This is a genomic window from Parasphingomonas puruogangriensis, from assembly GCF_036663635.1.
Lineage (GTDB): Bacteria > Pseudomonadota > Alphaproteobacteria > Sphingomonadales > Sphingomonadaceae > Sphingomonas.
Window position 1 is genome coordinate 178699 of sequence record NZ_JAXOJI010000004.1, and the last position, 16320, is coordinate 195018.

At 65.6% G+C, this 16320-nt stretch carries 17 protein-coding genes; 13 read left to right on the forward strand and 4 right to left on the reverse strand.

All coding sequences use genetic code 11. From position 1 onward, the window contains the following. The first annotated feature begins 16 nt into the window (after positions 1-16). The gene (locus tag U1739_RS11960) at positions 17-1240 is read left to right on the forward strand and encodes a threonine synthase (protein WP_332708307.1); all 1224 of its coding nucleotides are present in this window, start codon (positions 17-19) and stop codon (positions 1238-1240) included. Here the strand turns inward: U1739_RS11960 and U1739_RS11965 are convergent. Further along, a complete protein-coding gene (locus U1739_RS11965) occupies positions 1237-1701 on the reverse strand; it encodes a vgr related protein (RefSeq protein WP_332708309.1) in 465 nt (154 codons plus the stop codon). The genes U1739_RS11960 and U1739_RS11965 overlap by 4 nt on opposite strands. A gap of 152 nt (positions 1702-1853) precedes the next feature. Further along, positions 1854-2306 carry a copper chaperone PCu(A)C gene (locus U1739_RS11970; protein ID WP_332708311.1) on the reverse strand — a complete coding sequence of 151 codons (453 nt, stop codon included), beginning with the start codon at positions 2304-2306 and terminating at the stop codon, positions 1854-1856. Positions 2307-2474: 168 nt separating this feature from the next. Between U1739_RS11970 and dnaK the strand changes: the two genes are divergently transcribed. Continuing rightward, a complete protein-coding gene (gene dnaK, locus U1739_RS11975; protein ID WP_332708313.1) occupies positions 2475-4379 on the forward strand; it encodes a molecular chaperone DnaK in 1905 nt (634 codons plus the stop codon). A 120-nt stretch (positions 4380-4499) separates the two neighbouring features. Continuing rightward, positions 4500-5618: a molecular chaperone DnaJ gene (gene dnaJ / locus U1739_RS11980; RefSeq protein ID WP_332708315.1), complete on the forward strand. Its 1119-nt coding sequence runs from the start codon at positions 4500-4502 to the stop codon at positions 5616-5618. Positions 5619-6163: 545 nt separating this feature from the next. Here the strand turns inward: dnaJ and purB are convergent. Continuing rightward, positions 6164-7477 (reverse strand): adenylosuccinate lyase, encoded by a 1314-nt coding sequence (gene purB, locus U1739_RS11985; RefSeq protein WP_332708317.1) that lies wholly within the window; start codon positions 7475-7477, stop codon positions 6164-6166. Between the two features lie 205 nt (positions 7478-7682). Between purB and U1739_RS11990 the strand changes: the two genes are divergently transcribed. Further along, the gene (locus U1739_RS11990) at positions 7683-8183 is read left to right on the forward strand and encodes an EF-hand domain-containing protein (RefSeq protein WP_332708319.1); all 501 of its coding nucleotides are present in this window, start codon (positions 7683-7685) and stop codon (positions 8181-8183) included. 205 nt (positions 8184-8388) lie between these two features. Here the strand turns inward: U1739_RS11990 and radC are convergent, their stop codons facing one another. Continuing rightward, on the reverse strand, positions 8389-9114 hold the full coding sequence (gene radC, locus U1739_RS11995; RefSeq protein ID WP_443025545.1) for a RadC family protein: 726 nt from the start codon (positions 9112-9114) through the stop codon (positions 8389-8391). Between the two features lie 60 nt (positions 9115-9174). On the opposite strand from radC, the gene U1739_RS12000 reads away from it, so the two are divergent. From U1739_RS12000 to U1739_RS12040, 9 genes are all read left to right on the forward strand, one after another. Next, positions 9175-12327 carry an intermembrane phospholipid transport YdbH family protein gene (locus tag U1739_RS12000; protein WP_332708321.1) on the forward strand — a complete coding sequence of 1051 codons (3153 nt, stop codon included), beginning with the start codon at positions 9175-9177 and terminating at the stop codon, positions 12325-12327. Then, a complete protein-coding gene (locus U1739_RS12005) occupies positions 12324-12527 on the forward strand; it encodes a YnbE family lipoprotein (RefSeq protein ID WP_443025546.1) in 204 nt (67 codons plus the stop codon). Before U1739_RS12000 ends, U1739_RS12005 begins: the two co-directional genes overlap by 4 nt. Further along, entirely contained in the window at positions 12527-12904 is a 378-nt protein-coding gene (locus U1739_RS12010) for a DUF1318 domain-containing protein (protein WP_332708323.1), read from the forward strand. Before U1739_RS12005 ends, U1739_RS12010 begins: the two co-directional genes overlap by 1 nt. A 274-nt stretch (positions 12905-13178) precedes the next feature. Then, positions 13179-13463 carry an AtpZ/AtpI family protein gene (locus tag U1739_RS12015; RefSeq protein WP_332708325.1) on the forward strand — a complete coding sequence of 95 codons (285 nt, stop codon included), beginning with the start codon at positions 13179-13181 and terminating at the stop codon, positions 13461-13463. 20 nt (positions 13464-13483) lie between these two features. After that, entirely contained in the window at positions 13484-14242 is a 759-nt protein-coding gene (locus U1739_RS12020; RefSeq protein ID WP_503647079.1) for a F0F1 ATP synthase subunit A, read from the forward strand. A 73-nt stretch (positions 14243-14315) separates the two neighbouring features. Beyond that, the gene (locus tag U1739_RS12025) at positions 14316-14528 is read left to right on the forward strand and encodes a F0F1 ATP synthase subunit C (RefSeq protein ID WP_260600460.1); all 213 of its coding nucleotides are present in this window, start codon (positions 14316-14318) and stop codon (positions 14526-14528) included. Positions 14529-14556: 28 nt separating this feature from the next. Then, positions 14557-15051 carry a F0F1 ATP synthase subunit B family protein gene (locus U1739_RS12030; protein ID WP_332708329.1) on the forward strand — a complete coding sequence of 165 codons (495 nt, stop codon included), beginning with the start codon at positions 14557-14559 and terminating at the stop codon, positions 15049-15051. Beyond that, entirely contained in the window at positions 15044-15598 is a 555-nt protein-coding gene (locus U1739_RS12035) for a F0F1 ATP synthase subunit B family protein (protein ID WP_332708331.1), read from the forward strand. Before U1739_RS12030 ends, U1739_RS12035 begins: the two co-directional genes overlap by 8 nt. A gap of 256 nt (positions 15599-15854) precedes the next feature. Further along, positions 15855-16169: a hypothetical protein gene (locus U1739_RS12040; RefSeq protein ID WP_332708333.1), complete on the forward strand. Its 315-nt coding sequence runs from the start codon at positions 15855-15857 to the stop codon at positions 16167-16169. Positions 16170-16320 lie beyond the last annotated feature (151 nt).

A 16320-nucleotide genomic window follows, 5' to 3' on the forward strand; every position in this document is an offset into this window, starting at 1 on the left:
GGGTGACGGAGAACGAATGAACGCCAACATCACGGTCGATCGCCCGAGCTTCGTCACGCATCTCGAATGTTCGCTGACCGGCGAGCGTTATGAGGCCGATGAGCTGCACGGCCTGTCGCGCGCCGGGCGGCCGTTGCTTGTCCGCTATGATCTGGCGGCGATCAAGGCGTTCCTGCCCAAGGCGATGCTAGAGGCGCGCGAAACCGATCTGTGGCGCTGGCGCGAATTGCTGCCGGTGCGGCGGACGGCCGATATCGTCAGCCTGGGCGAGATCGAGACGCCGCTCCTTCCGCTGACCAAGTCGGGCGGGCCGAACGTGCTGGTCAAGGACGAGGGGCGGTTGCCGACCGGGAGCTTTAAGGCGCGCGGGCTGGTGATGGCGGTGGCGATGGCCAAGGCGCTGGGGGTGCGCAAGATCGCCATGCCGACCAACGGCAATGCCGGCGCGGCGCTGGCCGCTTATGCCACGCGCTGCGGGATCGAGACGATCGTGTTCTGCCCGGACGATACGCCCGAGATCAACGTGCGCGAGATCGCGCTGCAGGGCGGGCGGGTGTACCGCGTCAACGGGTTGATCGACGATTGCGGGGCGATTGTTGCCAAAGGTGCCGCACAGGGGCTGTGGTTCGACTTTTCGACGCTCAAGGAGCCGTATCGGATCGAGGGCAAGAAGACCATGGGGCTGGAGCTGGCCGCTCAGTTCAAGTGGTTGTTACCGAAGAATATCTTCTACCCGACCGGCGGCGGCACCGGCCTGATCGGGATGTGGAAGGCGTTTGACGAGCTCGAGCAGCTCGGCTGGATCGGGCCGGAGCGGCCGCGGATGTTTGCGGTGCAGGCAAGCGGCTGCGCGCCGATCGTGCGGGCGTTCGAGGCGGGACTGGAACATGCCGAGCGCTGGGAGGATGCGGCGACCGTCGCGGCGGGGATCCGCGTGCCCAAGGCGGTGGGCGATTTCCTGATTTTGCGCGCCGTGCGCGAAAGCGGCGGCAAGGCGATGGCGGTGGGCGATCCGGCGATCCTCAAGGCGGTGGACGACGCGGCGAAGCAGGACGGGCTGCTGCTGTGCCCGGAGGGCGGCGCTACGCTGGCGGCGTATCGCGAAGCGCTGCGGCTGGGGTGGATCGACGAAGAGGAGAGCAGCGTGCTGTTCAACTGCGCGACGGGGCTCAAATATCCCATGCCGGCCGCCGAGGCAGTGGTCGATCGCTTTGCCGAGATCGATCTGGCGGCGCTCTAGGCGCCGCCGGTGCCGAACGGCAGGATCGTCTCGTAACGCGCCAGCGGTGGCGCGCCGCTGACCGGGCAACCGCAGCGTAGCAGGAAGGTGTGGCGGACGATCTCGGCCTGCTGCTCGATGCCGTAGCGGTTGAGCGGCAGGCCGGGGCGGATGGCGTAATCGTAGCGGCAGAAGGGGTGGCGCTTGAGCGGCAGGACGATGCCGCGCTGGTGCTGCCAGACATGGGTCATTTCGTGGATGAACAGGCCCTGGTCGCCGAGCGACGCGGCGGCGAAATCATCACGGTAAAGCGTGCCGTGCGGGTGGTAATGGATGTTGCCGCGCGGGGCCATGACGGTGTCGCGGGGTTGGAAGAAGGCCCATTTCTTGTGCACAATGCGCACCGGGGCGTAATCGATCGCGCTGCCGAAGACCGAGCGCGCGAGGGTGGTTTCGGCGGGGGTTAGCGGGCGGTTGGTCATTGGGTCGTGTTAGCCCTCTCCCGCTTTTCGCGGGAGAGGGTTGGGTGAGGGTCTTCTTCTTTTTCTGATCGGGAGGAGAAGAAGCAGAAGAAGACCCTCACCCAACCCTCTCCCATAGAGAATGGGAGAGGGCTTAAAAAGCGAAAGGCCCTTCACTCTTCCGGCGGGGGATCGCCGGCGGCGATGGCGATGGCCTTGCGTTCGAAACGGACGCCGTTGCTGAACTGGAACACCAACGGCACGAGCGCGCCGCGCTTGATGCCGGGGTTCATGTCGAACAGCATGACGTGGCGGCCGCCCGGGGCGAATTCGACCGTCGCGGCGGCGGGCACGGCGACCTGGGCGAGCGGCTTCATGCTGGCCATCGACCCCGATTTCATCGTTTCGTGCATCTCGGCACGGATCGCGACGGTGCTGCCGACGCTGATCAGCGTCGCATCCGCCTGGCCGCCATGCAGCGTGAAATAGGCCGCCGCCGGATTGCCCTTCACTGCCGCCAGCCGGACGTAACCGTGATCCGCATCGAGCTGCGGTGGCGGGCTGCAGGCGGCCAGCATCGCCATGGGCAGCAGCGTGGGGACAAGAACGGACAATGCAAGACGCAAGGTGGGATTCTCCCGCTTCGGGATGGATCAAGCGACTCTAGGCACGGGCAAATCTTGCGGCAAGCGAAAGCCCCCCTATATCGCCTTCAGTGACGTGCCGTTGCGCCAATGAAAATTGGTTCCGCGGCCTCAAGGCATTTTTATCAAACACGGGGACCTACCAGGACCATGGCTAAAGTAATCGGTATCGATCTCGGCACGACCAATTCCTGCGTTTCGGTGATGGAGGGCGGCAAGCCCAAGGTAATCGAGAATGTGGAAGGCGCGCGCACCACGCCGTCGATCGTCGCCTTCGCCAAGGATGGCGAGCGGCTGGTCGGCCAGCCGGCCAAGCGCCAGGCGGTGACCAATCCGGAAAACACCATCTTCGCGGTGAAGCGCCTGATCGGCCGCCGCTTCGACGATCCCGTGACCAAGAAGGACACCGAGCTGGTGCCCTACAAGATCGTCAAGGGCCAGAATGGCGATGCGTGGGTCGAAGCCGGCGGCAAGGATTATTCGCCGTCGCAGATCAGCGCGTTCACGCTGCAGAAGATGAAGGAAACCGCCGAGGCCTATCTCGGCGAGACTGTCACGCAGGCCGTGATCACCGTGCCCGCCTATTTCAACGATGCACAGCGCCAGGCGACGAAGGATGCCGGCCAGATCGCCGGCCTCGAAGTGCTGCGCATCATCAACGAGCCGACCGCGGCGGCGCTGGCGTACGGCCTCGACAAGGACACCAACAAGACCATCGCGGTGTACGATCTGGGTGGCGGTACGTTCGACATCTCGATCCTCGAGATCGGTGACGGCGTGTTCGAAGTGAAGGCGACCAACGGCGATACGTTCCTGGGCGGCGAGGATTTCGACGACAAGATCCTGCGTTTCCTGGCCGACGACTTCAAGAAGGCCGAAGGCATCGACCTGACCAAGGACAAGCTCGCCCTGCAGCGCCTCAAGGAAGGCGCCGAGAAGGCCAAGATCGAGCTCAGCTCGGCCGCGACGACGGAAGTGAACCTGCCGTTCATCACCGCCGACCAGAACGGGCCGAAGCATCTCGTCAAGACGATCACCCGCGCCGATCTGGAGCGGCTGGTCGAGGACCTGATCCAGCGCACGCTCGAGCCGTGCCGCAAGGCGATCAAGGATGCGGGCCTGAGCGCCACGGCGATCGACGAAGTCGTGCTCGTCGGCGGCATGACCCGCATGCCCAAGGTGCGCCAGGTGGTGAAGGACTTCTTCGGCAAGGAGCCGCATTCGGGCGTCAACCCGGATGAGGTCGTGGCCATGGGTGCGGCGATCCAGGCCGGCGTGCTGCAGGGCGACGTCAAGGACGTGCTGCTGCTCGACGTGACTCCGCTGTCGCTCGGCATCGAGACGCTGGGTGGCGTGTTCACACGCATGATCGATCGCAACACGACCATCCCGACCAAGAAGAGCCAGACCTATTCGACCGCCGACGACAATCAGGGCGCGGTGACGATCCGCGTGTTCCAGGGCGAGCGCGAAATGGCCGCCGACAATAAGATGCTCGGCCAGTTCGACCTGGTCGGCATTCCGCCGGCGCCGCGCGGCGTGCCGCAGATCGAGGTCACGTTCGACATCGACGCCAACGGCTTGGTCAACGTGTCGGCCAAGGACAAGGGCACTGGCAAGGAGCAGCAGATCCGCATCCAGGCTTCGGGTGGCCTGAGCGACAAGGACATCGACCAGATGGTCCGCGACGCCGAGCAGTTCGCCGAGGACGACAAGAAGCGTCGTGCCGCAGCCGAAGCCAAGAACAATGCCGAGAGCCTGATCCACTCGACCGAGCGTCAGCTCGCCGAGCATGGCGACAAGGTCGATGCATCGCTGAAGGGCGAGATCGAGACGGCGATCGCCGAGACCAAGACTGCGGTCGAGGGTGGCGACCCCGAGGACATGAAGACCAAGTCGGAGGCTTTGGGCCAGGTGGCGATGAAGCTTGGCCAGGCGATCTACGAGAAGCAGGCGCAGGAGCAGGCGTCTCCTGCGGCCGACGACGCCGAAGCGCCGAAGGAAGACGTGGTCGACGCCGAATTCTCGGAAGTCGACGACAGCAACAAAGCGTAAAACAGTGCACCATTTTCGTCATGCCAGCGAAAGCTGGCATCTCAAGCGGCAAGGGAGCGCCCTTGCCGCACGAGACCCCAGCTTTCGCTGGGGTGACGATTTTGGATGCGGGGGCCAAGAATGACCACCGAAGTCGATTTTTACGAACTGCTCGAAGTCGAGCGGACCGCCGACGATGCGACGATCAAATCGTCGTATCGCAAGCTCGCGATGAAATTCCATCCCGACAAGAATGCTGGCTGCAAGGATAGCGAAGCCAAGTTCAAGGCGGTCAGCGAAGCCTATGACTGCCTGAAGGACCCGCAGAAGCGCGCAGCCTATGACCGGTTCGGCCATGAGGCGTTCCGCAATGGCGGCGGTGGCGGGGGCGGCGGCGCGCAGGATTTCGGCGGCTTCAGCGACATCTTCGAAAACATCTTCGGCGAATTCATGGGCGGGCAGCGCGGCGCCCAGCGCGGTCCCCGGCGTGGCGCGGATCTGCGCTACGACATGGAAATCACGCTGGAAGATGCGTTTCGCGGGAAATCGACCGAAGTGACGGTCGACGTGTCGGCAGTGTGCGACACGTGCGACGGCAGCGGCGCGACACCGGGCACCAGCGTCAAATCCTGCGCGACCTGCGCCGGGCATGGCAAGGTCCGTGCGCAGCAGGGCTTCTTCGTGGTCGAGCGCACCTGCCCGACCTGCCACGGCCAGGGCCAGGTGATCGCCGATCCGTGCCGCACCTGCCATGGCGAGGGCCGCACCGAAAAGACCAAGACGCTGACCGTCAACATTCCGCCCGGCGTCGACGAGGGCACGCGCGTGCGCCTGACCGGCGAAGGCGAGGCGGGCGCACGGGGCGCACCACCGGGGGATCTGTACATTTTCCTGCACGTTCAGCGCCACGCGATCTTCGAGCGCGAGGGCACCACGTTGTATGCGCGGGCGCCGATCAGCTTCACTACCGCGTCGCTCGGCGGCGAGATCAGCATTCCCGGTGCGGACGGCGAACTCCACACGATCAAGATTCCGGCCGGCACGCAAAGCGGCCGTGAGCTGCGCCAGCGCGGTGCCGGCATGCCGGTGCTGCAGGGGCGCGGGCGGGGCGATCTGGTGGTGCGGATCGAGGTGGAGACGCCGACCAAGCTCAACGCCAAGCAGAAGGAATTGCTTGAACAGTTCCGCGCGACCGAAAATGGCGAGTGCAACCCGCAGACGACCGGCTTTTTCAAGAAGGTGAAGAGCGCGCTGGGGTGAGGGCGCTGGGCTTATCCCATCCGAGCCGCCACCCCGGCGGAGGCCGGGGCCCAGTCGTGGCGTAGAAGGTAACGGGCGCCGCGCTCGGTTACCTCAGCCTTCCCGACTGGGCCCCGGCCTTCGCCGGGGAAGGTGCTTTTTTGATATCTAAAATCTCGTGATCCGCGGCCTTGTCCGCCCCCATCGCAGGGGGCGGGCTTGGCCGATGGATCAGGCGGCGAAAATCGCCCCGACCACCAGCGCTTGCGTCGCGACGGCCAGCATGGCGCTGACCACGACTTCAAACTTACGCATGGTGAGGTCTCCGTGCCGGAAAATGCCGGCACGGACCTATTTATAGATTGTTGCGTCTTGTCGCAATTTTGTAACAAGTCATCGCGTGTGCAGATTCTGCAATCGTATCCTCCCCGGAACGGGGAGGGAGACCGTTCGCGTTCTTCACGCGAACGGTGGAGGGGGCGGGCCGGCAACGCGGCCGTTGCGTTGCCGGCTCACCCCCTCCGTCAGCCTTCGGCTGCCACCTCCCCGTGCCGGGGAGGATTGTTTTAGCTCCCAAACACCCGCGCGAAGATCGTGTCGACGTGCTTGAGGTGATAGCCGAGATCGAACTTCGATTCGATCTCCTCCGGCGACAGCGCGGCGGTGACTTCCGGATCGGCCTTGAGCAGTTCGAGCAGCGAAAGTTCGCCATCGCTTTCCCACACCTGCATGGCGTTGCGCTGGACTAGGCGATACGAATCCTCGCGGCTGACGCCCGCCTGGGTCAGCGCGAGCAGCACGCGCTGCGAATGGACCAGCCCGCCCATCTTGTTGAGGTTCTTCTCCATCCGCGCCGGATAGACGACCAGCTTGTCCATCACGCCGGTGAGGCGCTGCAGCGCGAAATCGAGCGTGATCGTGGCGTCGGGGCCGATATAGCGCTCGACCGAGGAGTGCGAGATATCCCGCTCATGCCACAGAGCGACATTTTCCAGCGCCGGCGTGACATAGCCGCGCACCATGCGGGCGAGGCCGGTGAGGTTTTCGGTCAGCACCGGATTGCGCTTGTGCGGCATGGCACTGGAGCCCTTCTGGCCGGGCGAGAAATATTCCTCGGCTTCGAGCACTTCGGTGCGCTGCAGATGGCGCACTTCGGTGGCCAGGCGCTCGATGGAACTGGCGATTACGCCGAGCGTGGCGAAGAACATGGCATGGCGATCGCGCGGGATCACCTGGGTCGAGACCGGCTCGATGCTGAGACCCAGTTTCTCCGCGACATGCGCTTCGACCACCGGATCGATATTGGCGAAGGTGCCGACCGCGCCGGAGATCGCGCAGGTCGCGACATCCGCGCGTGCCGCGACGAGGCGGGCGCGGTTGCGGGCGAATTCGGCATGGGCTTGGGCCATCTTGAGGCCAAAAGTGACCGGCTCGGCATGGATGCCGTGGCTGCGGCCGATCGTCGGCGTCATCTTGTGTTCGCGGGCGCGGCGTTCGAGCACCACTAGCAGCGCGTCGATATCGGCGATGAGCAGGTCGCTGGCCTGGGCCAGTTGCACGGCGAGCGCGGTGTCGAGCACGTCCGAGCTGGTCATGCCCTGGTGCATGAAGCGCGCCTGATCACCGACATTGTCGGCCACCCAGGTGAGGAAGGCGATCACGTCATGCTTGGTCACCGCTTCGATCGCGTCGATCGCGGCCACGTCGATCGTGGGGTTGGTGTTCCACCATGCCCACAAGGCCGCGGCGGCTTCCTTGGGCACGACGCCCAGTTCGGCGAGCGCGTCCGTCGCGTGTGCTTCGATCTCGAACCAGATGCGGAAGCGGTTTTCCGGCGTCCAGATCGCGGTCATGTCGGGTCGGGAATAACGGGGGACCATGGGGCGTGCCTTCGTAGCTTGGCGCGGTTCGTCGCGCGGGACTGTCGGAGTCGGGATGGGGCGGGGGTTAGCAGGGACGAGCCGAGCCGCCAAATGCCACGCTCATGAACCAATCGCCACCGTAACGGTTTATTGCGGGAGCTTGACTGGCGGATGCCGACAGCATCTCCGAAGCTCCGATATAGTTGCTATACGGAGAGAGAACATGACCAAATATCTTCTTCTTGCCGGCGCCATGATGATTTCGGCCCCGGTACTGGCGCAGACCCAGACGGCGCCAGCTGCGCAGGCCCCGGTATCTGGCGCGCAACCGGCACCGACCGACCCGGCTGCGCAGCCGTCGATGGCGACTACTGCCGTGCCGGCCAGCCAGCCGCAGACGGCGCCGATCGCCGATCCTGCGAGCGCGGCGCAATCGCCGGTCGAAACCGCCACGGCGGCCGCCCCGGCGACCAAGGAAGAGCAGGTCGCCGCGGTGGTCAACACCGAGTTCGGCACCTATGACAAAGACAGCAACGGCAAGCTGAGCGCAGCCGAATTCGGTGCCTGGATGGTCGCGCTGAAGACGGCGAGCGATCCCACCACCAAGGCCGAAAGCGCGGCGACCAAGACGTGGATCGGCCAGGCCTTTGCGAATGCCGACAAGGACAAGAACAAGGCGGTGTCGAAAGCCGAGCTGACCGGGTTCCTGGCGCAGGCCGGGTAATCGCGCGACTTGAGTGAAATCCCCTGAACTGGCCGGCGCACCCGTGGGTGCGGCGGCTTTTTTGCTTCCAAGCATAGCCACCACCCGGCGAACAGCCGGGGCCCAGTCGCGAAGGTTAGGTAACGCGCGGAACGCCCGTTCCCGGCTGTTCCTCAACTGGGCCCCGGCGTTCGCCGGGGTAGTAAAGATGAAGAGGGGCGCCTCCTTAAATCAGTCCCAACGCCCTCAAGCTCGCATGCCCGCTGCTGCCGATGATGATGTGATCGTGCACCGCGATGTTCAGCCGCTTGCCGGCCTCGGCGATGCTGCGGGTGATGTCGATATCGGCGCGGCTGGGGGCGGGATCGCCGCTGGGGTGGTTATGCACCAGGATTACCGCGGCCGAGCCGATCTCGATCGCGCGGCGAATGACCTCGCGGATATAGACGGCCGCCTGGTCGATCGAGCCCTTGCTCATCACCTCGTCGCGGATCAGCATGTTCTTGGTGTTGAGATGCAGCACGCGGAAGCGCTCGATCCCGTCATGCGCCATATCGGCGCGGAGATAATCGAGCAGGGCCTGCCAATTGGCCAGGATCGGCCGGTCGGCTACCTCGGCCTTGACCAGACGGATCGCGGCGGCGTGGGCGATCTTCAACGCCGCAACCGAGGTTTCGCCCATGCCGGCAACGCGCGCGAGCGCCTCGGGCTCGGCAGTGAGCAGCCCGCCAATGCCGCCGAATTCCTTGAGCAGGGCCTTGGCCAGCGGCTTGGTGTCGCGGCGCGGAATGGCCAGCGCGAGCAGATATTCGATCAGTTCGTGATCGAGCAACGCCTCGCCGCCGCCATCGACCAAGCGCTGGCGCAGGCGGGCGCGGTGGCCGGTTGAGTCGGGCTCGAGGTCGCTCATCGTGCAGCAGATTAGCAAGCCGCCGCGTTCGTGCAATTGCATGACGCGGCGTGGCCCCTATGCTGGCGGCCGGGCGGCTGGCCCGAGGGAGTATGTGACGGCGTGACGGCGGACGACGAGCTTGAAGCACGCCCGCGCCGCCGCCGGATCCCGCAGCTAGGGCGCGGCGCGCGCATCATCGGCGTCGTCGCGCTGCTGCTGCTTGCCCTGCTGATCGTGCTGTGGACGCAGCGCAAGCCGATCGCCGCCGGTTATGTGAACCGCTATCTCGCCGGCAAGGGCGTGCCCGCGACCTATGATATTGCCGATCTCGGCTTCGGGCGGCAGCGGCTGACCAACGTGGTGATCGGCGATCCCGCGCGGCCCGATCTGGTGGCGGACTGGATCGAGCTTTCTACCGATATCGGCTTTTCCGGCGCGAGCGTGGATCGGGTGCGCGCCGGCGCGGTGCGGGTGCGTGGGCGGCTGGTAGACGGGACATTGTCGCTCGGCGCGCTCGACAAATTGATGCCCGCGTCGAGCGGCAAGCCATTTGCGCTGCCGGCGCTGAACATCGATGTGAGTGATGCGCGGATGCGGCTGGAGACGCCGCAGGGGCTGGTGGGGCTCAAGCTCAGCGGGCGGGGCAAGCTCGATGATGGATTTGCCGGGACGTTGGCGGCGGTGTCGGATCGCCTGACGATCGGTGGCTGCGTGGCGCGGGGCGTCGGCATGGCGATGAAGATCGGCGTGGCCAAGGCGGCGCCGTCGTTCAAGGGCCCGGCGCGCGCGGCCTTGATGAACTGCGGCACCACAAGCGTGGCCGGCGTTGCGGCGGATCTCGACCTCGCGCTGGGCGCAGGGCTCGATCGCTGGACCGGCGCGGCGCGCTTCGCCACGCAGGCGGTGTGGCATCCCTTGGCGCGAACCGATTCGGTCGCGGGGCAAGTGTCGTTCACTGGCACGGCAGCGGCGACTAAGGGCAGCGTGAAACTCGATAGCGGCCGCTTCGTCAGCGCCGAAGCGTCGGGTCGGCGACTGGGCCTTGCCGGCGACTTTGTTGTCGGCACGCGGTTGGCGCTGGACAACGGGGCGCTCGACTGGACCGGGGTGGCGCTGTCGCCGCAGCGGCTGGCGGCGCTCGCGCGGCTCGGTGCAGGCGGGGCGGGGACCCCGCTTGGGCCACTCATGGCGGCAGTGGCGCAGGCCGGCCTGGCGGCGGGGCGGTCACTTGATGGTTCAGCGCAGTTTTCGGCGAGCAGCGATGGGCCGGTACGGATCCGTGCGGTGCGACTTCAGTCGGCGTCGGGGCTGGAGGCGGCGCTGACCAACGGCGATGTGCGTTACGATCTGCGGAGCGGCGCGCTGCAACTGGCGGGCGCGCTTTCGATGCGCGGCGGCGGATTTCCGGCGGCGCAGGTGACGCTGGCGCAGGCGGCACCCGGTACGCCGGTCACCGGCGTGGCGCGGCTGCTGCAACCTTATGCGGCGGGCGGCGCGAGCCTGGCCTTCACGCCGCTGCGCTTCAGCGCGACGCCGGGCGGCAATAGCCGCTTTGCCACCCGTGTCACCTTGTCGGGGCCGCTCGGTGACGGGCGCGTGGATGGGCTGGACGTGCCGCTCGACGGGATCTGGAACGGGCGTGGGCGCGTGGCGATCAATCCCGATTGTACTGCGCTGGCTTTCCAACGGCTGGCGGTGTCCGGGCTGGTGTTGCGGCCGGCCAGCCTGCGCTTATGCCCGATCAGCGGCGCGCTGGTCAGCATCGATGGATCGCGGCTGAGCGGCGGGGCGACGATCGCCGCGCCGCGGCTCGCGGGGGCGTTGGGCAGTTCGCCGCTGACGCTGGCGGCCAGCGGCGCGCAGGTGCGGTTGTCGGATATGGGCTTTGGGCTAACCGGCGTGGCGGTGCGGCTGGGCTCGCCCGAACGTGTGACGCGGCTCGATTTTGGCGCGCTCGACGGCAAGATGGGTGGCGGCACGATGGCCGGCAGCTTTGCCGGTGGCGGCGGGCAGATCGGCAATGTCCCGCTGATCCTGTCGGCGGCGGCGGGCACCTGGGGCTTCAAGGGCGGCGTGCTTGAGGCGGACGGCGCCATGACGGTCAGCGACGCCGCAGCGGAACCCCGCTTCAACGCGCTGCCGGCCGAGGGCGTGACACTCAGACTCGCGAACGGGCGGATCACCGCGCAGGGCAAGCTGCTGACCCCAGGCAAGACCGCGACGGTCGCCAATGTCGATATGGTCCACGATCTCTCGAAAGGCAGCGGCACGGCCGATCTGACCGTTCCTGGCTTGACCTTTGCCGACAAGGGATTGCAGCCCGACGATCTCACCCGGCTGACCGTCGGCGTGATCGCCAATGTCGTCGGCACGGTGGCTGGCGAGGGACATATCCGCTGGACCCCGCAAGCCGTGACCAGCGACGGCCTGTTCCGCACCGGCAATATGGATCTCGCCGCGGCGCTCGGGCCGGTATCGGGCATCGCAACCGAAATCCGCTTCACCGATCTGCTCGCGTTGCAGAGCGCGCCTGGCCAGATCGCGACGATCAAGAATATCAACACCGGCATCGTCGTGACCGACGGCGTGATCCGCTACCAGACCTTGCCCGAGGCACGGGTGCGGGTGGAGGAGGGGCGCTGGCCGTTCGCTGGCGGATCGCTGGTGCTGGAGCCGACCTTGCTTGATTTTTCCGCCGCGCAGGAACGGCGCATGACGCTGACCGTGACCGGCATGGAAGCGGCGAAATTGCTCTCGCAATTCGAATTCGGCAATCTCAACGCCACCGGCGTGTTTGACGGACAATTGCCGATGATCTTCGATGCCACCGGCGGGCGGGTCGATAACGGGCGGCTGACGGTGCGTCCGGGTGGCGGGACGATCGCCTATCTCGGCGAGGTCTCGAAGGAGAATCTCGGCTTTTGGGGTAATTACGCCTTCCAGGCGCTCAAATCCCTGCGCTATCGCAGCCTCGATCTGGTGATGAACGGGCCGCTCTCGGGCGAGATGGTCACCGAGGTGCGCTTTGCCGGGGTCAGCCAGGGCGAAGGGACCAAACGCAACTTCTTGTTCGATCGGCTGCAGCGGCTGCCCTTGGTGTTCAATGTCCGCATCAAGGCCCCGTTCCGCGGCCTGTTCGATTCGGCGCGATCGTTCTACGATCCCAGCCGGCTGGTCGAACGCAATCTGCCCGCGCTGATCGAAGAGCGCGATCGCCAGGCGAAACCGCCCGCCAAACCCGTTCAGCCTCAAGAAAGCGAGACCGTGCCATGACAACGCCAGTGATGTGGAGACGAAGCCTCGCGTTAGCGCTGGGAGCGACCGCGATCGGAGCGAATACGGGATGCGTTAATGTCAGCGCGCCGGACAAGCCGATCGAGATCAATCTCAATATCAACGTGAAGCAGGAAGTCGTATATCGTCTCGATGGTGAGGCGAAATCGACCATCAAAGCGAATCCGGGGATTTTCTGATGACCAAGCAGGGCAGATTTTGGATGGCCGGCGCGCTGGCGCTGGCTGTGATGTCCACCGCCGCAGTGGCGCAGCGCGATCCGGCCTATGCCGCGGCGCGCGCGGCCGGGCAGGTCGGCGAGCAGCCCAACGGCTATCTTGGCGTGGTCAGCGGCGGCCCGGCGATCCAGGCCATCGTCGACAAGATCAACATCCAGCGCAAGGCGACCTATGCCGCGAAGGCGGCCGCCGCCGGCGTGACGATCAACGACCAGGCAGTGACGTTCGGCTGCAATCTGATCGCGCAGACCGTGCCAGGCGAAAAGTATCGCCTGCCGAGCGGGGCGTGGGCGACGCGCACCTCGGCACCACCAACGCGGAGCGACGCCTGCATTTGAGGTGATTCGCGCGCCATTCGTCATCCCGGACTTGGTCCGGGATCCAACGGGCGGCTGGGGAATGGGCCGGAAGCTCAAGCGCTGCGCCTGCGGCACCCTGGATCCCGGACCAAGTCCGGGATGACGCTGGGAGGTGGGCGCGGGGGCGGGTCACTAGAGTTGACTTGCCGCAACCCCTTTCCTAAACGGGCCGCGCAACGGGGGCGTCGCTCCCACATCCCTCGTCGCTGCACCCATGGTGTGGCGGCGTTTTCTTATTAGGTCCTATTCGCACTTGTCCGACAATCGCCATACCGACGATCTGACCAGCCGCATCGCGAAAGCGCGCGACGGGGAACAGGCGCGTGGCGGCGAGGCCAAGCAGGCCGGCAAGGGCTATTCGCAGGGCGGCCGCGTGCTCTCGCTGCTGCTCGGCGGGTTGCTCGGCGGCGGCATCATCGGCTGGGCGATCGACCATTGGTTCGATACGTCGCCCTGGGGCCTGCTGATCGTCCTCACGCTCGCCATCATCGGCGCGTTCGTGAACATCATGAAGATTTCGAAGGAGCGCGCAGAGTGAGCGCCGGCAAAATCGATCCGATGGAACAGTTCCTGGTGGAGCCCGTGCTGGGCCGCCACATGGAATTGTTCGGCTATGACGTATCCTTCACGAATTCGGCCTTGTTCATGGTCGTGGTGTTCGTGCTGCTCGCCGTGTTCATGGTCGGTGGCATGAAGCGCGAGCTGATCCCGGGCCGCTGGCAGGTCATGGCCGAAGGCGCGGTCAGCTTCATCGACAACATGGTCAATGTGAATATCGGCGCCGGCGGCAAGAAGTTCGCGCCGTATATCTTCTCACTGTTCTTCTTCATCCTGTTTGCCAACCTGATCGGCGTGATGCCGCTGGCGATCCTGCCCGGTTTCCACACCTTCGCAGTGACCAGCCATATCACCGTTACCGCAGTGCTGGCGTTCTTGTCGTTCGCCATCGTGCTGATCGTCGGTTTCGCCAAGCACGGGCTGAAATTCTTCAGCCTGTTCGTGCCGCACGGCACGCCGTGGTGGCTGTTGTGGCTGATCCCGCCGGTCGAGCTCCTGTCGTTCATGGTCCGTCCGTTCAGCCTCGCGCTGCGACTGTTCGTGGCGATGACCGCGGGCCATATCCTGCTCGAAGTGTTCGGCAGCTTCGTGGTGCAGGGCTTCTCCAGCGGCGGTCCGCTCGGCTGGATGGTCTCGATCCTGAGCTTCGTGATGATCGTCGGGGTCAGCGCGCTCGAGCTGCTGGTCTGCGCGATCCAGGCCTATGTGTTCGCGCTGCTCACGTCGCTGTACCTTCACGACGCGGTGCACCTACACTAGTCGCCCGGTTCGATACGTTTCTAATTACCCATCTGATTTCCGTAGGAGTTTTGACATGACTGATCTTGGTGCAATGTATCTCGGTGCCGGCCTGGCAGCGATCGGTTGCGGCATCGCGTCGCTCGGCGTGGGCAACGTGTTCGCAAAGTATCTCGAAGGCGCGCTGCGCAACCCGAGCGCTGCTGACGGCCAGCAGGGCCGCCTGTTCATCGGCTTCGCCGGTGCCGAGCTGCTTGGCCTGATCGCGTTCGTCGTCGCGATCCTCATCCTCTTCGTCGTTCGCTAAGACCAGCGACACCGAAGGAAGTATCGCCATGCCACAGATTTCCCAGATCGGTGAGATTTACGCATCGCAGCTGTTCTGGCTCGCGATCGTGTTCGCGCTGATCTATTTCGGGATCGGGAAGGCGATGGTGCCTAAGATCGAGCGCACGATCGAAGATCGTGCCGCTCGCGTCTCGGGCGACCTGCTTGCGGCGCAAACCGCCAACGATACCGCACACGGGCTGGAGACCGCTTACCAGAGCGGGCTCGAGACGGCCCGTGCGCAATCGTTGAAAACGGTCGGTGCGGCCAAGGAACGGGCGTTGGCCACGACCGAGGCGACGCTGAAGATCGGTGATGCGCAAGCGCATGACCGGATCGCCGCGGCGACGGCACGGATCGATAACGCCAAGGTTGCGGCCGCGGCGGAGATCGAAACCGCAACGGTCGATGCGGCGCAGGATATTGTCGCCAAGCTATCGGGCGTGGCGGTGGATCGGGCGACGATCGAGCAGAAAGTAAGGGCGGAACGCGCGCATGGCTGAGGGACACGCAGTGGAAGCGGTCGCGGAAACCGGCGTGGCCGAACTGCACCATATGCCGACCGCGTTCGGCATTTCGGCGCCGGGCTTCGTCGCGCTGTCGATGCTCGTCGTCATACTGATCATGCTGTGGCAGAAAGTCCCGGCGCTGATCGGGCGGATGCTGGATGCCAAGATTGCCACGATCCGGCACGATCTGGACGAAGCGGCAGCGCTGCGTGCCGAGGCCGAGGCGTTGCTCGCTGCGGCCAAGGCGCGCGATGCAGCCAGCGCTGGCGATGCCGCGGCGATCGTCGCGCATGCCGAAGCGGAAGCGGCGACGTTGATCAGTGAAGCCGAGGCACATGCCGCGGAACTGGTCGCGCGGCGCAGCAAGATGGCCGAGGACAAGATCGGCGCGGCGGAACGTCTCGCCATCGCCGAGGTTCGCGCGCATGCGGCCGAGGCAGCGGCGCGCGCGGCGGCGTCGATCATCGCCGAACGCCATGATGCGGCGGCGGACAAGCCGATCGTCGATCGCACGATCGCCGGGTTGGGGCGGCTGAACTAGGACCCGCGCTGGTATTTCGTGAAGTACCACCCCGGCGGACGCCAGGGTCCAGTGGCGAGACCTCGGGTGTCGCGCGTTGCGCCCGGTTTACTCCAACCTTCCCGACTGGGCCCCGGCGTTCGCCGGGGTCGTACAGCGTAGCAGTGAGCGCTTCCTTTGCGCGAACCGCTTGATCCAGCGCATTTCGAATTGAAATGAAATCGCGCTAAGGCTCTTTCGTTGGCGACTCGCGCCACCGATTTGGAGAGCCTGCCCCATGAAATTCGTCGTTCTCGCTGCCGCTCTGCTGCTGCCCGCCATCGCTTCGGCGCAGACCGCAACGCCAGCCCCGGTCCCGACCGCGCCCGCCGCGCCGGCCGCAAAGTTCTCGCTCGATACCCCGCTCGAAACCATCGTTGCCGATCCTGCCGCCAAGGCGGTGCTGGACAAGGACATGCCGGGCGTCTCGACACATGCCATGTTCGAGCAGGTCAAGACGATGTCGCTCAACCAGGTTGCCCCGATGGCTGGCGGCGCGATCACCGCCGACATGCTGGCCAAGACCGCCGCGGACCTGGCGGCGATCAAGTAACCTTACTCACCGTTCCCCCGCGAAAGCGGGGGGCCAGAGCCACAGGCGACGGCGCTTGGAACCCTGGGCTCCCGCTTTCGCGGGAGAACGGGGGGGATTACGTAAACGGAGGCAGGGCACGCAACGGCTGGTTTGTCGGTCGCTGAGTCCC

What these genes read in the sequence shown, in the direction of transcription:
- U1739_RS12005 (WP_443025546.1), top strand. Translation starts at nt 12,324, where the DNA reads ATGACAACGCCAGTGATGTGGAGACGAAGCCTCGCGTTAGCGCTGGGA.
- U1739_RS12020 (WP_503647079.1), top strand. Translation starts at nt 13,484, where the DNA reads ATGGAACAGTTCCTGGTGGAGCCCGTGCTGGGCCGCCACATGGAATTG.
- dnaJ (WP_332708315.1), top strand. Translation starts at nt 4,500, where the DNA reads ATGACCACCGAAGTCGATTTTTACGAACTGCTCGAAGTCGAGCGGACC.
- U1739_RS12030 (WP_332708329.1), top strand. Translation starts at nt 14,557, where the DNA reads ATGCCACAGATTTCCCAGATCGGTGAGATTTACGCATCGCAGCTGTTC.
- purB (WP_332708317.1), bottom strand. Translation starts at nt 7,477, where the DNA reads ATGGTCCCCCGTTATTCCCGACCCGACATGACCGCGATCTGGACGCCG.
- U1739_RS11960 (WP_332708307.1), top strand. Translation starts at nt 17, where the DNA reads ATGAACGCCAACATCACGGTCGATCGCCCGAGCTTCGTCACGCATCTC.
- U1739_RS11990 (WP_332708319.1), top strand. Translation starts at nt 7,683, where the DNA reads ATGACCAAATATCTTCTTCTTGCCGGCGCCATGATGATTTCGGCCCCG.
- U1739_RS12035 (WP_332708331.1), top strand. Translation starts at nt 15,044, where the DNA reads ATGGCTGAGGGACACGCAGTGGAAGCGGTCGCGGAAACCGGCGTGGCC.
- U1739_RS12025 (WP_260600460.1), top strand. Translation starts at nt 14,316, where the DNA reads ATGTATCTCGGTGCCGGCCTGGCAGCGATCGGTTGCGGCATCGCGTCG.
- U1739_RS11965 (WP_332708309.1), bottom strand. Translation starts at nt 1,701, where the DNA reads ATGACCAACCGCCCGCTAACCCCCGCCGAAACCACCCTCGCGCGCTCG.
- U1739_RS12010 (WP_332708323.1), top strand. Translation starts at nt 12,527, where the DNA reads ATGACCAAGCAGGGCAGATTTTGGATGGCCGGCGCGCTGGCGCTGGCT.
- dnaK (WP_332708313.1), top strand. Translation starts at nt 2,475, where the DNA reads ATGGCTAAAGTAATCGGTATCGATCTCGGCACGACCAATTCCTGCGTT.
- radC (WP_443025545.1), bottom strand. Translation starts at nt 9,114, where the DNA reads ATGCAATTGCACGAACGCGGCGGCTTGCTAATCTGCTGCACGATGAGC.
- U1739_RS12040 (WP_332708333.1), top strand. Translation starts at nt 15,855, where the DNA reads ATGAAATTCGTCGTTCTCGCTGCCGCTCTGCTGCTGCCCGCCATCGCT.